Source organism: Streptomyces sp. NPDC021356 (assembly GCF_040641015.1).
Lineage (GTDB): Bacteria > Actinomycetota > Actinomycetes > Streptomycetales > Streptomycetaceae > Streptomyces.
Window position 1 is genome coordinate 1 of record NZ_JBFACU010000010.1, and the last position, 14,280, is coordinate 14,280.

A 14,280-nucleotide genomic window follows, 5' to 3' on the forward strand; every position below is an offset into this window, starting at 1 on the left:
TCCATGTCCTCCCCCTCGTCGCTGCTGCACTGGACCCGCCGCATGATCGAGATCCGCAAGCAGAACCATGCCTTCGGCCTCGGCACCTACACCGAACTGCAGTCCTCGAACGCCGCCGTCCTCGCCTTCCTGCGCGAGTACGAGGACGACCTGGTGCTCTGCGTGCACAACTTCTCCCGCTTCGCCCAGCCCACCGAGCTGGACCTCAGTGCCTTCATCGGACGGCACCCGGTCGAGCTGTTCGGCGGAGTGCGCTTCCCGGCCATCGGGGAGCTGCCGTACCTGCTGACGCTGGCGGGCCACGGCTTCTACTGGTTCCGGCTGCGCAGGGACGCCGCCGCCTAGGCCTGCCGCCCGGGGCGGTTTCCGCCGCCCCGCCGGCGGGCACGCGTGAGTCACACCCGACCAGCGATTGGACGCGACGCCATGTCGGAAGCCATGTCGCAAGCCGTCACACGCTCTGTCACCGCCGGCAGCGCCGGCCTCCTCGCGTCCCTGGACCCGCTGCTGCGCGAGTGGCTGCCCCGGCAGCGCTGGTTCGCGGGCAAGGGCCGCCCCGTCACCGGATTCTCCCTGGTCGCGGCCACCGAGCTGCTCCCGCCCGACGGCAAGCTGGGGCTGTACCACCTGCTCGTCCGCGCCCACCAGCCGCTTCCCGCCGCGCAGGGCGCCGGCGTCCCGCACCCCGGCGACTGCTACCAGCTGCTCATAGGCGTGCGCGAGGCGCTGCCCCCGAGACTGGCGCCCGCGCTGATCGGCCACGTCCACGAGGGCCCGCTCGCCGGGCGCACCGTGTACGAGGCGCTGTACGACCCCCGGCCCGCCGAGGTGATCCTGGAGGCGCTGCGCACTCGGGCCCGCATCGGCGGGCTGCGGTGCGAACGGCGCGGGGAGATACGCCCCGACCTGGTGCCCCGGGTGGTGACCGCCGAGCAGTCGAACTCGTCGGTGGTCTATGGCGATACGTTCATCCTGAAACTGCTCCGCCGGGTCCTGCCCGGCGTCAACCCCGACCTGGAGCTGCCGTTGGCGCTGGCCCGCGAGGGCTGCCCCCGGGTCCCGGCGCCGACCGCGTGGATGACCGCCGAAGCCGGGGACGCGAGCGAGGAACCGTACGTCCTCGCCGTGCTCCAGCCGTTCGTGCAGGGCGCCTGTGACGGCTGGGAACTGGCGCTGCGCGAGCTGGCCAAGGGGGAGGACTTCACCACCGAGGCCCGGGCGCTGGGCCGCGCCACCGCCGAGGTCCACACGGCCCTGGCCCGCGCGCTGCCCACGGTCAGCCTGGCGCACCTCCAGGTCCAAACGCTGGTCGACGGCATGAACGAGCGCCTCCAGGCGGCGGCCCAGGCGGTGCCCGCGCTCAGGCCGTACGCCCCCGGGCTGCACTCCGCCTTCGCGGCGCTGGCCGATCTCGCCGCCGAGGGCCACACCTGGACCGCCCAGCGCATCCACGGCGACCTCCACCTCGGGCAGTGCCTGCGCTCCCCCTCCGGCCAGTGGTCGCTGATCGACTTCGAGGGCGAACCGGCCAAGCCGCTGGCCGAGCGGCGGATGGCCCAGCCCGTGGTGCGGGACGTCGCCGGGATGCTGCGTTCCTTCGACTACGCGGCGCACTCGGCGGGCGGCACGCCCGCCACCCAGTGGGCGGCGGCCTGCCGGGCGGCGTACTGCACCGGATACGCCGAGGCCGGCGGGCGCGACCCGCGCACCGACCCGGTGCTGCTGCGGGCCTACGAGACCGACAAGGCGGTCTACGAGGTCCTCTACGAGGCCCGGCACCGCCCCGACTGGCTCCCCGTGCCGCTCTCGGCGGTACGCCGCCTCGCCGCGGGCGCCGAGCCCGTCTGACCCGGCCGCCCACCGGGTACCACCCCCGTCCTGCCCCGATCCTTCGCCGAGGAGGCCCCGCCCGTGACTGCCCGACCCCCCGCCAGCGGTCCGGACCCGAAGCAGCCGGCCGAGGCCGCCGCGAAGAAGGCCGCCCCGGCCAGGAAGACGGCAGCCGGGAAGACCACAGCCAAGAAGACGACGAAGAAGACGGTGACCAAGAGGACGGTGACCGGGAAAACGGCGGCGGACAAGCAGCCGGCGGTGAAGAAGACGGCGGCCGGGAGAGCGACGGCGGACGAGCCCGCCGTCAAGAAGGCAGCGGCCAAGAAGGCCACAGCCAGGAAAGCTACGGTCAAGAAGACGGCGGCAACGAGGACGACGGCCGAGAAAGCGGCGACGAAGAAGCCCCCGGCGATCAAGAGTCCCGCCGCGAAGGCCGCTGCCGAAAAGGCGGCCCCGAAGAAGGCAGCGCCGAAGAAGGCAGCCATGAAGAAAGCAGCCGTGAAGAAGACGGCCCCGACGCAGACCTTTCCCTCCCCCGCCCCCGCCGTCGCCGTCGCCGTCGCGGACCGTGAGCGGTTGCTCGCCGGTACGCACCACGACCCGCACTCCGTGCTCGGCGCGCACCCGGTGCCCGGCGGAATCGCCGTACGGGCGTTCCGGCCGTACGCCCTGGGCGTCGCCGTTCACGCCGGGGACCTCCAGGTGGAGCTGGAGCACGACGGGGAGGGCTTCTTCTCGGGGCTGCTGCCGCTCGGCGAGGTGCCGGAGTACCGGCTGGAGGTGGCGTACGAGGGGACGGTGCAGGTCACCGAGGACGCCTACCGCTTCCTGCCCGCCCTCGGCGAGCTGGACCTGCACCTGATCGGTGAGGGGCGGCACGAGGAGCTGTGGCGGGCGCTCGGCGCGCACCCGACGACGCACCAGGGGGCCGCCGGGACCCGCTTCTCGGTGTGGGCGCCGGACGCGCGGGGCGTACGGGTGGCCGGCGGTTTCAACTTCTGGGACGGCACCGCGTACCCCATGCGCTCGCTGGGCGGCACGGGCGTGTGGGAGCTGTTCGTGCCGGGCGTCGGCGAGGGCGAGCTGTACAAGTTCGAGATCACCCGGCCGGACGGCTCGAAGACCCTGCGCGCCGACCCGCTGGCCCGCCGTACCGAGGTCCCGCCGGCCACGTCGTCCATCGTGCACGCCTCGCACTACGAGTGGGGCGACGAGGAGTGGCTGGGCCGCCGTGCTCAGCGGCCCGCGCACGAGGCGCCGTTCTCGGTGTACGAGGTGCACCTGCCGTCATGGCGACCCGGGCTGACTTACCGTCAACTGGCGGACCAGCTCCCCGCGTACGTCAAGGACCTGGGCTTCACGCACGTGGAACTGATGCCGGTCGCCGAGCACCCCTTCGGCGGCTCCTGGGGGTACCAGGTCACCGGCTTCTACGCGCCCACCGCACGCCTGGGCACGCCGGACGACTTCAAGTACCTGGTGGACGCGCTGCACCGGGCGGGCATCGGCGTGATCATGGACTGGGTTCCTGCGCACTTCCCGCGCGACGAGTGGGCGCTGGCCGAGTTCGACGGACGCCCGCTGTACGAGCACTCCGACCCGCTGCGCGCCGCGCACCCCGACTGGGGCACCCTGGAGTTCGACTTCGGCCGCCGCGAGGTGCGCAACTTCCTCGTCGCCAACGCCCTGTACTGGTGCGAGGAGTTCCACATCGACGGGCTGCGCGTGGACGCGGTGGCCTCCATGCTCTACCTGGACTACTCGCGCGAGCCGGGCCAGTGGACACCGAACGAGCACGGCGGGCGGGAGAACCTGGACGCGGTGGCGTTCCTCCAGGAGATGAACGCGACCGTCTACCGGCGGGTGCCGGGCGTGGTCACGGTCGCCGAGGAGTCGACGGCCTGGGACGGGGTCACCCGCGCCACCCACCACCGCGGGCCGAGCGGCTTCGGCGGCCTCGGCTTCGGGCTGAAGTGGAACATGGGCTGGATGCACGACTCGCTCCAGTACATGAGCCACGAACCGGTCCACCGCGCCTACCACCACGGTGAGATGACGTTCTCGATGGTGTACGCGTACAGCGAGAACTACGTGCTGCCGATCTCGCACGACGAGGTGGTGCACGGCAAGGGCTCGCTGGTTTCGAAGATGCCCGGCGACTGGTGGCAGCAGCGCGCCAACCTGCGCGCCTACCTGGCCTTCATGTGGTCCCACCCCGGCAAGCAACTCCTTTTCATGGGACAGGAGTTCGCGCAGGGAGCGGAGTGGTCGGAGACGCGCGGCCCGGACTGGTGGCTGCTCGACCCGTCCTACGGAGCCGCCGCCGACCACCGGGGGGTGCTGGACCTGGTCCGCGACCTCAACTCCGTCTACCGCGCCACCCCGGCCCTGTGGGCGCGGGACGTCCACCCCGACGGCTTCGAGTGGATCGCAGGCGACGCGGCCGACGACAACGTGGTCGCCTTCCTGCGCCGCGACGCCGACGGCGGCCCGCTGCTGGCGGTCTCCCACTTCTCGCCTGTCGTCCGCCAGGACTACCGCCTCGGCGTCCCCGGCGACGTGCCCGCCTGGCGGGAGGTGCTCAACACCGACGCGGCCTGCTACGGCGGCGGCGACGTCGTCCACCCGGACCCCGTCAAGCCGGAGCCCCAGGGATGGCACGGCCGCCCGGCGAGCATCCGCCTGACGCTGCCTCCACTGGCGACGGTGTGGCTGCGCCCGGCGTGAGCGGGCCGGCGGGGGCCCGGGGCGGCGGCACCCGCCCCCGCGTTACTTCGCGAACGCCTCCGCCAGAACCTGCGGCAGCGCCCCCGTGTGCAGCACGCCCAGTCGCTGCGTGGCCCGGGTCAGGGCCACGTACAGATCGCTCGTGCCGTAGCGGCCCGGCTCGACGACCAGCACGGAGTCGAACTCCAGGCCCTTGGCCTGGCGCGCATCGAGGAGGACGACCGTGTGCGTCAGGTCGGGCTCGGCACCGGCGGTGACCCCCTCCAGCCGGGCGGCCAGGCGGCGGTGCAGGTCGCGCGGGGCGATGACGGCGAGGCGGCCCTCCTCGGGGGTGAGTTCGGCGACGGCCTTCTCGACCGCGCCAGGCAGGTCGTCGGTGGCGCGGACCCAGGGCCTCTCGCCCGTCGAGCGCACCGAGCTGGGCGGCTCGAAGCCGGGGTGCTCGGCGCGGACCACGGCCGCCGCGACGTCCATGATCTCGGCGGGCGTGCGGTAGTTGACGCCGAGCCGGGTGTGCTCCCAGCGGTCCTCGACGTACGGCTGGAGGATGCCCTCCCAGGAGCCGACACCGGCCGCCTCGGCGGTCTGCGCGGGGTCGCCCACCAGGGTCATGGAACGGGTCGGGCTGCGTCGCATCAGCAGCCGCCACGCCATCGGCGACAGCTCCTGCGCCTCGTCGACGATGATGTGCCCGAACGCCCAGGTGCGGTCGGCCGCCGCACGCTCGGCGGCGCTGCGGTGATCGTCCTCCTCCTGGCGCTCGGCGAACCGTTCGGCGTCGATGATGTCGTGCGCGGACAGGACCTCGGAGTCCTCCTCGTCCTTGTCATCGAACTCGTAGGTCCGCGAGGCGTACGACACGTCCAGCACACCCTGCGCGTACGCCACCTGCGTCTCGCGCTCACGATCGGCGCGGGCGCGGGCCACGCGGTCGTCCTCGCCGAGCAGTTCGGCGGCCTCGTCGAGCAGGGGGACGTCGGCGACGGTCCACGCGCGCGTCACCGGGCGGCGGATCGCGGCGGCGTCCTCGTCGCCGACGTATCCCTCCGGGCCGGCCAGGAAGTCCGCGACCAGACGCTGCGGGGTCAGCCGCGGCCACAGCTGGTCGATCGCGGACCAGACCTCGGGGTTGTCGGCGAGTTCGTCGCGGATCTGGGTGATGTCGGACGGGTCGAGGAGGTTGGAGCCGTCGTACGGGTCGGTGCCGATGCGCTCGGCGACCATGTCGGTGAGGGTGTTGAGGATGTGGCCCTCGAAGTGCTCACGGGCCGCGTTGTGCGGCAGCTTCGCGGCGCGGGTGCGCTCGCGGGCCACGCTCACCAGGCCCTCGTCGAGCATCAGGACCTCCCGGTCGTGCTCGATGGCGACGACCGGGTCGGGCAGGGCCTGCCGGTCGCGTACGACGGCGGCGAGCACGTCGGCCATGTCCGCGCGGCCCTTGACCGCCGCGGCCTCGGCGGTGTCGGCGGCGGTCGCCTTCACGCCGGGGAACAGCTCGCCCACGGTCGCCAGCAGCACGCCCGTCTCACCGAGCGAGGGCAGCACCTCGCCGATGTAGCCGAGGAACGCCGGGTTGGGGCCGACGATCAGCACGGCCCGGCGGGCGAGCAGTTCCCGGTGCTCGTAGAGCAGGTAGGCGGCCCGGTGCAGCGCGACGGCGGTCTTGCCGGTGCCGGGGCCGCCCTCGACCACGAGCACGCCGCGGTGCGGGGCGCGGATGATGCGGTCCTGGTCGGCCTGGATGGTGCGCACGATGTCGCCCATCCGGCCGGTGCGCGCGGAGTTCAGCGCGGCCAGCAGCACCGCGTCGCCGGTCGGGTCCTCGTGGCCGGTGCGGGTGGCGTCGCCCAGGTCGAGGATCTCGTCGTGCAGGGCGGTGACCCGGCGGCCCTCGCTGGAGATGTGCCGTCGGCGGCGCAGACCCATCGGGGTGTGCCCCGTGGCCAGGTAGAACGGGCGGGCGACGGCGGCCCGCCAGTCGATCAGGACCGGGGTGCGCTCGGCGTCGTCGGCGCGCAGCCCGACACGGCCGATGTGATGGGTGACGCCGTCGGACAGGTCGATCCGCCCGAAGCAGAGCGAGCCGTCCACGGAGTTCAGCGCGGCGAGCAGTCCGGAGCGCTCGGCGACAAGGATGTCCCGTTCCAGCCGGGCCTGCATGGGCGTGTCGCCCTGGGCGAGGGCGTCCGTGACGGCGGCCTCGGTGTCACCGCGCAGCGCGTCGACGCGCGCGTACAGCCCGTCGATGAATTCCTGTTCCTGCCGCAATTCATCGTCGGAGAATCCGGTGTTTGACAATTCCACTCCCGCCCGCATATACTGTGCTCACTGGACTTCTCCGCGACCACATTCTTCGTGAAGTCGCGAACCACCGAATATACGCAAAGAAATCCCCCGGGCGCAATTGCCCGGGGGATTTCTTGTGTGACGGCGGCCGGGTCACAGCACGTCGGACAGCTCCTCAAGGAGCCGCCGCTTGGGCCGCGCCCCCACCAGGGACCGTACGGGTTCGCCGCCGCGGAAGACCATGAACGTCGGCATCGAGAGCACCTTGTAGGCGTTCGTGATGTCCGGGTTGCGGTCCACGTTCAGCTGGACCACCTTGAGGCGGTCGGCCTCCTCCGCGGCGAGCGCGCTGAGCACCGGACCCATCTGCCGGCACGGCGGGCACCAGTCAGCGGTGAACTCCACCAGCACCGGCAGGTCGGCGCCCAGCACCTCCCCCGCGAAGTCCGCGTCGGTCGCCTCGGCCACACCCTTGGCCTGGCTCATCGTTTCTGCCCTCCCAGCTCGCACACCGGTTCCGGACCTCCCGGAACCAGCGACTCGGCGGCCAGCCCGTCCCGCGCCAGCTCGGCCCGCGCCAGCTGGGCGGCGACCTGCGCGCGCACCGCCGCCAGCTCGCCGATCAGCGCGTCCAGCTCGTCCAGCTTGCGCCGGTAGACCACGAGCGAGGCCGGACAGGAGTCCCCCTCCGGATGCCCGGCCCGCAGGCACTCCACGAAGGGCCGCGTCTCCTCCAGGTCGAACCCGAAGTCCTGCAACGTCCTGATCTGCCGCAGCAGCCTGAGGTCACGCTCGTCGTACGTCCGGTACCCGTGCGCGTCCCGCCGCGCGGGCAGCAGTCCGCGCGACTCGTAGTACCGCAGCGTCCGCGTCGTGGTCCCGGCCCGTTCGGCCAGCTCGCCGATTCGCATGTCCTTGACCGTACGGGTTGACGTCGGCGTCAAGGCAACACGAGCAGTTGCCGCATTCGGAGAGTGAACGCCTGATCTCTTTGCGCGGCCTTGAGCTGGAGGGGTGCGTTGAGCGGTAGGTGAAGACAGGTCGTACAGGAGGTGCCGGGCGCGGAAGAGACGCGGGTGGAGAGCGAGCAGGACGAGGACCGCGGATACGGCCATGAGCCCGCGTCGGGCATCCTCCGCGTCTTCGGCCATCAGCTGAAGCGGGGCCGGGAGCGGGCGGGACTCGACCGGGCGGAGTTCGGCGGCCGGGCGGGCTACTCCGCTTCCACGATCGCCGGCTTCGAGCAGGGCCGACGGGTACCGCCGTCCAAGTTCATCGACCGGGCCGACGAACTCCTCGACGCGGGTGGTGTGCTGAAGGCGGGCAAGGAGGGGGTCGCGCGGGCGCAGTATCCGGCGTTCTTCCGGGATGCGGCCAGGCTGGAAGCCGAAGCGGTCGAGCTTCATGTGTACGCCAACCAGGCGGTGCCCGGCCTTTTACAGACGGAGGAGTACGCGCGAGCAGTGTTCGCCAACTGGCGGCCGCTGCTGGACGAGGACACGGTCGAGCAAAGGGTGGTGGCGCGGCTCGCCCGTCAGGACACCTTCTCCCGGGTGCCCCCGCCCACTCTCAGCTTCGTCATCGAGGAGTCAGTGCTGCGCCGACCCTTGGGGGGTCCTGCGGTCATGCAGGGCCCGTTGGAGCAGACCCTGCTCCAGGGACAGAGGCGGAACGCGGAGTTGCAGGTCATGCCGTTGGAGCGGGAAGAGCATGCGGCGCTTGCCGGGCCATTCATCCTGATCGAGACGAAAGAAGGGCGGAGGATCGCGTACGTGGAGGCGCAGACGGACAGCCGCCTCTACACGGAGCGCCGGGCGGTCCGGCACATGGAGGAGCAGTACGGCATCCTCCGGGCGCAGGCGCTCACCCCCCGTGAATCGCTGACCCTCGTCGAGAAGTTGCTGGGAGAGAAATGAACGCAGTACCCGAGTCGGCCTGGTTCAAGAGCAGCTACAGCACAGGTTCGGGCGGCGAGTGCGTCGAGGTCGCCGCCTGGCAGGGCGCCACACACGTACGCGACTCCAAGCGCAAGTCCGGCCCCGCCGTGAGGCTGACGCCGCGGGCCTGGACCGAGTTCGTCGGATTCGCCGCGAGGCGGTGAACACGGCGGCGCCCCGTGACCGCCGGCTCGGTCGCGGGGCGCCGCCGTGTCCGGAGCGGGGCCCGCTCAGACCATCACCCCCGCCGACACCTCCACCTCCAGCAGCGACGCGCTGCGGCGTTCCTCATCGAAGGCCTTGCGGCCTCCCCGCAGGCCGAAGAGGCGTTTGGTGACGGCGATGTAGAGGACGGCAAGGATGTTGAGGGCCAGGGTGGCGATCTTCACCGCGCTGATGTGCTCGGTGAGTTCGTAGATCTCCAGCGGGAGGAAGGCGGCGGTGGCGACAACCGTCAGGTATTCCGCCCAGCGCTTGGCGTACCAGAGGCCGACCGCCTCGACGATCTCGATCAGCGCGTAGGCCAGCAGCAGGCCGGCCACCAGCAGCAGCGTGGAGTGCTTGTAGCCGAAGGTCTTCTGGATGGTGCCGACCACCGGTGAATGGTCGAGGTCGTAGTGGAAGTGCCTGAAGACGGGGCGGAAGACGTCCAGGTACTCGTTGAAGAGGCGGCGTACGGCGTCCTGGCTGTTGCTGAATTTCCAGACGGCGACCGCCACCAGGACGATGAACACCCCGCGCACCACCCGCTCCAGGGCGAGGAAGCGCAGGATGAACAGGTCCCGCAGCACCTTGCCGCGCGGTACGAGCGGGGCGTCGGCGGCCGGCCCCGAGCCGTGCGGCTCGCCGAGTACGAAGTCGCCGCAGCGCAGGCAGCGCCAGACCTCGCCGAGGGGGGTGTCGGCGTGCAGCCGGATGCGCAGCCGGGGGTCGTCCGGCGCGTAGGTCGCATGGCCCTTGCGCGCGCACGTGCGCCGGTCCCAGTCGATCGCCATCCCCCGTTGCCTCCATCTGCGTCTGCGTGTGTACGCGGCCGTGCCGCGCCGGTCGATCCGGCACGGCACGGTAGTGCATCGCGGTAAGAGACGCCGACCAGGGGCGTTTCAGTTCACTCCGCTGCCCACGGGCTCCTTCGTCTCCTCCGCCGGCTGCGTCGCGCGGGCGGTGCGGCGCGGCAGCAGCAGGGCCACGGCGAGGGTGCCGACGCCGAGGATCACGGCGCCGATCAGGCTGGTGTGGGAGACGGCGTCGGCGAAGGAGGAGCCGACGGCGTCCTTCATCTGCCGGGCGCCCTGGACGAGCTGCCCGGCCTGGGCCTTCAGCTGGGCGGCCTGGTGGGGGTCGGTCGTCTGCGCGGCCTGCGCGGCGAGGTGCCGGGCCTTCTCGCCGATGCCCTGGGCGACGGCGTATCCGGCGCCGACGGAGTCCTGGGCGGTGGCCAGGGTGCTCGCCGGGAGCTTGCTGCCGGCCGTGGCGTCGGCGAGGTGGGAGGAGTACGAGGTCGACAGGAGCGAGCCGAGGATGGCGATGCCGAGCGAGCCGCCCAGTTCGATCGAGGTGTCGTTGACGGCGCCGCCGACACCCAGCTCGGGTTCCGGGAACGCGCCCATGATCGCGTCGGTGCAGGGCGAGAGGGCGAGGCCGATGGCCAGGCCGAGGATGATCAGGGGCGCCACGAAGTCGCCGTACGAGGAGGAGCCGTCGACCTGGGTGAGCAGGGCGAGGGCGACGGTGCCGCCGACCATGCCCGCGGTGACGGTCCACTTCATGCCGACGCGCGGGGTGAGGTAGCCGGTCAGGGCCGAGCCGACGAAGACCGCGCCGGCCAGCGGCAGCATGCGGACGCCGGTGGCGAGGGCGTCGTAGCCGAGCACGAACTGGAGGTGCTGGGTGAGGTAGTAGAAGGCGCCGAAGACGGCCAGGAAGAACAGGGCGACGGCGAGGTTGGAGCCGGCGAAGCGGCGGTCGGTGAAGCGGCGCACGTCGAGGATGGGGCGCGGGTGGCGCAGTTCCCACAGGACGAAGGCCAGCAGGCCGGCGCCCGCGACGACGGCCGCGGTGACCGCCTTGGTGTCCCAGCCGAAGTGCGGTCCTTCGATGATCATGTAGACCAGGGAGCCGACCCAGAGCACGGACAGCAGGCCGCCGACGTAGTCGATGCGGTGGTCGCCGTCGGCCGGCCGGCTCGCCCTGGACGGCGGGACGAGGACGAAGGCGGCGACGAGGGCGACCGCGGCGATCGGCACGTTGATCAGGAAGGTCGAGGCCCAGCCGTGGTTCTTGAGCAGCGCGCCGGCGACGACCGGCCCGGCGGCTATGGCGAGTCCGGCGGTGGCGGTCCACAGGGTGATGGCCTTGGCGCGTTCGGCGCGCGGGAAGGTCGCGGCCAGCAGGGACAGTGTGGCGGGCATGATCAGGGCGGCGCCGACGCCCATGACCGCGCGGGCGGCGATGACGGTGGCGGCACTGTCGGCGAGCGAGCCGAAGACGGCTCCGCCGCCGAAGACGACGAGTCCTAGGACGAGGGCGCCGCGCCGGCTGTACTTGTCGCCGATCGCGCCGAGCAGCAGCATCAGCGCCGCGTAGGGGACGGTGTAGCCGTCGATCACCCATTGCAGGTCCGCGCCGGACAGGCCCAGGTCGCGGGTCATGTCGGGGGCGGCGACGGTGAGGGCGGTGTTGGCCATCACGATGATCAGCAGGCTCAGGCAGAGCACCAGGAGCGCCCACCAGCGCCGGGCGTAGGGGCGGTCCGTCCTGTCGACCGGTTCGGTCATGACGAGTCGCATGGCAGGGGTCGCCTTCCTCGGATGCGCGACGGTACGTGCACGGTGACCGCGGGCACGTACGGCTACTTGCACGGTGACTACTTGCACAGTGGTGTGCATTTGCTCAACCATGTGCAATGTACGTCGCTGCACAGCCATGTGCAAGTCGCGAGGAGGGCACAATGTCAGCCATGACCACGGGTAACACCACGCGCGCCGACGCAAACCGGCGACGCATCCTCGACGTCGCCCTCGCCGAGCTGCTGCGCGACCCCGACGCGTCCATGGACCAGATCGCGCGCGCCGCGGGTGTCGTACGGCGCACGGTGTACGGGCACTTCCCGAGCCGCGAGGCACTGATCAGCACGCTCGTCGACGACGCCGTGCAGGCGCTGGCCGACGCGCACGCGAGGGGCCGGGAGGGCGTCGAGGACCCGGCGGAGGCGCTGGCGCGTTCGGTGCTGGCGATCTGGCCGATCGCCGACGGCTACCGGCTGCTGGTGGCGCTCGCCCAGCGCACCGTCACCATGGAGGGCATCCGCGAGCGCCTGGCCCCGGTGCGCAGCAGGTGCGCGGACCTGCTCCAGCACGGTGTCGAGCGGGGCGTCTTCAGCTCCCCGCTGCCCGCGCCCGCGCTCGCGCACGTCCATGAGCAGATCCTGTTCGCCCTGATGGAAGCGGTGAACGACGGCCTGCTGGCCGCGGGCGATGCGGGCCGCTCGGCCGCCGTCACGGTCCTCACGTCGGCGGGGGTACCGGCCGCACCGGCGGGGGCACTGGTGTCGCGACTGAGCGACTGAGCGGTGGAGCGGTGGAGCGGCCGAGCGGTCGTCCGTGGCCCATCGGCCCCCGCTCCGCCCGAACGCCCGGGGCACGCGAAAAAGCCGAGCGGCCGGGGCCCACGGGGGAGAGCCTCGGCCGCTCGGCGGCTTCTTCGGTCGGCGTACGCCTTCTCGACCGGACGGACGCCGTTTCGGCCGGTGTGCGTCCTCCTCCGGCCAGTGCACGCTTCTCGACCGGACGGACGCCGTTTCGGCCGGTGTGCGTCCTCTCCGGCCGGTGTACGCATTCTCGGCCGGTGTACGTCCTCTCAGCCGGTGTACGCCTTCTTCGTCGCCGGACGCCCGGCCCGGGTTCAGGCGGGGCCGGGCGTCCGGAGCGGGGACCGCCGGGATCCCCGTGAGTACGCCGGCGGGCCGGGCCCGGGGGCCGCTCGCGCGCCGGCGTACCGGTCCCGGTCAGGCCTTGGCCAGTTCCTTCCCGTCGTCCTCCCGCTGCTCCGGGAGCCCGGCGGCGGGGACCGCGTCGTGCTCGGAGTCGTCCAGGAGGGTGCGCTCGTCGAAGGGGAGGTCACCGGCGAGGACCCGGCGTACGCGGTCCTTGTCGACCTCTCCGGTCCAGGTGCCGATCAGCAGGGTGGCGACGGCGTTGCCCGCGAAGTTGGTGAGGGCGCGGGCCTCGCTCATGAAGCGGTCGATGCCGACGATGAGGCCGACGCCGTCGACCAGGGCGGGCTTGTGGGACTGGAGGGCGCCGGCGAGCGTGGCGAGGCCCGCGCCGGTGACGCCCGCCGCGCCCTTGGACGCGACCATCATGAAGAGCAGCAGGGTGATCTGCTGGCCGATGGAGAGCGGCTGGTCCATGGCGTCGGCGATGAACAGCGAGGCCATCGTCAGGTAGATCATGGTGCCGTCGAGGTTGAAGGAGTAGCCGGTCGGCACGGTGATGCCGACGACCGGGCGGCTCACGCCCAGGTGCTCCATCTTGGCGATCAGCCGGGGCAGTGCGGATTCGGACGACGACGTCGACAGGATCAGCAGGAACTCACGGCCCAGGTACTTCAGCAGGTGGAGGATGTTGACCTTGGCCACCAGCCGGGTCATCGCCCCGAGCACCACGATCACGAAGAGCAGACAGGTGGCGTAGAAGCCGAACATGATCGTGGCGAGGGCCTTCAGGGCGTCGATGCCCGTCTCGCCGACGACGGCGGCCATGGCGCCGAAGGCACCGATCGGCGCGGCCCACATGATCATGGAGAGGACGCGGAAGACCAGCCGCTGGATGTGCTCGACCCCGCGCAGCACCGGCTCGCCCTTGCGGCCCATGGCCTGGAGCGCGAATCCGACGAGCAGGGCGACCAGCAGGGTCTGCAGCACCTGGCCCTCGGTGAAGGAGGACACGAGCGTGGTCGGGATGATCCCGAGCACGAAGTCGACCGGGCCCTCCTTGGCGGCGTCGGCCTGGGCGTGGCCCACGCCCTTGACCGCCTCGGTGAGGTGCATGCCGCTGCCGGGGTGCACGAGGTTGCCGATCACCAGGCCGATGGCCAGCGCGACGAACGACATGGCGACGAAGTAGCCGAGGGCGAGGCCGCCCACCTTGCCGACCTTCGCGGCCTTGCGCACCGAACCGACGCCGAGCACGATCGTGCAGAAGATGATCGGCGAGATCATCATCTTGATCAGGTTCACGAAGCCCGTACCGAGCGGCTTCAGCTCCTTGGCGAAGCCCGGTGCGGCGAACCCGATGATCACGCCGAGGACCACGGCGGCGATCACCGCCACGTAGAGGTAGTGGGTGCGGTCCCGCTTGGCTGCGGGGCCGGGCCCGGGTGCGGGTGCGGCAGGTGCCGTATCGGCTGCGCTGGTCACGGCGGCCCTCCTTGACGACGTCATCGGCATCACCGGCGTGCGGCTCACGTCCGGGGGATTTCGGGGATGCCGTGACTA

Annotated in this window: 12 protein-coding genes; 6 read left to right on the forward strand and 6 right to left on the reverse strand. The window is 71.8% G+C overall.

Translation table 11 applies throughout. From position 1 onward, the window contains the following. The 3 genes from AB0G56_RS15175 to glgB all read left to right on the forward strand — a co-directional run. Window positions 1-345: alpha-glucosidase C-terminal domain-containing protein (locus AB0G56_RS15175; protein ID WP_360969156.1), on the forward strand; the 345-nt coding region annotated here is incomplete at its 5' end. A gap of 93 nt (window positions 346-438) precedes the next feature. Beyond that, window positions 439-1,848 (forward strand): maltokinase, encoded by a 1,410-nt coding sequence (locus AB0G56_RS15180; protein WP_360969607.1) that lies wholly within the window; start codon window positions 439-441, stop codon window positions 1,846-1,848. Between the two features lie 63 nt (window positions 1,849-1,911). Beyond that, window positions 1,912-4,560 (forward strand): 1,4-alpha-glucan branching enzyme, encoded by a 2,649-nt coding sequence (gene glgB / locus AB0G56_RS15185; protein WP_360969159.1) that lies wholly within the window; start codon window positions 1,912-1,914, stop codon window positions 4,558-4,560. A gap of 42 nt (window positions 4,561-4,602) precedes the next feature. Here glgB and AB0G56_RS15190 read toward each other — a convergent pair whose 3' ends face one another. The 3 genes from AB0G56_RS15190 to AB0G56_RS15200 form a co-directional block, all read right to left on the reverse strand. Next, complete coding sequence (locus AB0G56_RS15190) at window positions 4,603-6,876, reverse strand: ATP-dependent DNA helicase (protein WP_360969161.1); 2,274 nt, start codon at window positions 6,874-6,876, stop codon at window positions 4,603-4,605. Window positions 6,877-6,999: 123 nt separating this feature from the next. Further along, complete coding sequence (locus AB0G56_RS15195; RefSeq protein WP_360969164.1) at window positions 7,000-7,332, reverse strand: thioredoxin domain-containing protein; 333 nt, start codon at window positions 7,330-7,332, stop codon at window positions 7,000-7,002. Beyond that, window positions 7,329-7,757 carry a MerR family transcriptional regulator gene (locus AB0G56_RS15200; protein WP_360969167.1) on the reverse strand — a complete coding sequence of 143 codons (429 nt, stop codon included), beginning with the start codon at window positions 7,755-7,757 and terminating at the stop codon, window positions 7,329-7,331. The genes AB0G56_RS15195 and AB0G56_RS15200 overlap by 4 nt, the downstream gene beginning before the upstream one ends. 165 nt (window positions 7,758-7,922) lie before the next feature. On the opposite strand from AB0G56_RS15200, the gene AB0G56_RS15205 reads away from it, so the two are divergent. Both AB0G56_RS15205 and AB0G56_RS15210 read left to right on the forward strand, forming a co-directional pair. Next, a complete protein-coding gene (locus AB0G56_RS15205; RefSeq protein ID WP_360969169.1) occupies window positions 7,923-8,762 on the forward strand; it encodes a helix-turn-helix transcriptional regulator in 840 nt (279 codons plus the stop codon). Then, a complete protein-coding gene (locus AB0G56_RS15210) occupies window positions 8,759-8,947 on the forward strand; it encodes a DUF397 domain-containing protein (RefSeq protein WP_360969171.1) in 189 nt (62 codons plus the stop codon). Before AB0G56_RS15205 ends, AB0G56_RS15210 begins: the two co-directional genes overlap by 4 nt. Window positions 8,948-9,013: 66 nt before the next feature. Here AB0G56_RS15210 and AB0G56_RS15215 read toward each other — a convergent pair whose 3' ends face one another. Both AB0G56_RS15215 and AB0G56_RS15220 read right to left on the reverse strand, forming a co-directional pair. Next, window positions 9,014-9,778 (reverse strand): DUF2127 domain-containing protein, encoded by a 765-nt coding sequence (locus tag AB0G56_RS15215; RefSeq protein WP_360969173.1) that lies wholly within the window; start codon window positions 9,776-9,778, stop codon window positions 9,014-9,016. A 108-nt stretch (window positions 9,779-9,886) separates the two neighbouring features. Then, the gene (locus AB0G56_RS15220; RefSeq protein WP_360969176.1) at window positions 9,887-11,572 is read right to left on the reverse strand and encodes a DHA2 family efflux MFS transporter permease subunit; all 1,686 of its coding nucleotides are present in this window, start codon (window positions 11,570-11,572) and stop codon (window positions 9,887-9,889) included. A 161-nt stretch (window positions 11,573-11,733) separates the two neighbouring features. On the opposite strand from AB0G56_RS15220, the gene AB0G56_RS15225 reads away from it, so the two are divergent. Further along, window positions 11,734-12,351, forward strand: a complete 618-nt coding sequence (locus tag AB0G56_RS15225; RefSeq protein WP_360969178.1) for a TetR/AcrR family transcriptional regulator — start codon at window positions 11,734-11,736, stop codon at window positions 12,349-12,351. Between the two features lie 438 nt (window positions 12,352-12,789). On the opposite strand, the gene AB0G56_RS15230 is transcribed toward AB0G56_RS15225, so the two are convergent. Further along, on the reverse strand, window positions 12,790-14,202 hold the full coding sequence (locus tag AB0G56_RS15230; protein ID WP_360969181.1) for a cation:dicarboxylase symporter family transporter: 1,413 nt from the start codon (window positions 14,200-14,202) through the stop codon (window positions 12,790-12,792). Window positions 14,203-14,280: the final 78 nt, after the last annotated feature.

Coding starts and splice junctions, on each gene's coding strand:
- AB0G56_RS15200 (WP_360969167.1), bottom strand. CDS start 7,757: ATGCGAATCGGCGAGCTGGCCGAACGGGCCGGGACCACGACGCGGACG.
- AB0G56_RS15190 (WP_360969161.1), bottom strand. CDS start 6,876: ATGCGGGCGGGAGTGGAATTGTCAAACACCGGATTCTCCGACGATGAA.
- AB0G56_RS15215 (WP_360969173.1), bottom strand. CDS start 9,778: ATGGCGATCGACTGGGACCGGCGCACGTGCGCGCGCAAGGGCCATGCG.
- AB0G56_RS15195 (WP_360969164.1), bottom strand. CDS start 7,332: ATGAGCCAGGCCAAGGGTGTGGCCGAGGCGACCGACGCGGACTTCGCG.
- AB0G56_RS15210 (WP_360969171.1), top strand. CDS start 8,759: ATGAACGCAGTACCCGAGTCGGCCTGGTTCAAGAGCAGCTACAGCACA.
- AB0G56_RS15180 (WP_360969607.1), top strand. CDS start 439: ATGTCGCAAGCCGTCACACGCTCTGTCACCGCCGGCAGCGCCGGCCTC.
- AB0G56_RS15220 (WP_360969176.1), bottom strand. CDS start 11,572: ATGCGACTCGTCATGACCGAACCGGTCGACAGGACGGACCGCCCCTAC.
- AB0G56_RS15225 (WP_360969178.1), top strand. CDS start 11,734: ATGTCAGCCATGACCACGGGTAACACCACGCGCGCCGACGCAAACCGG.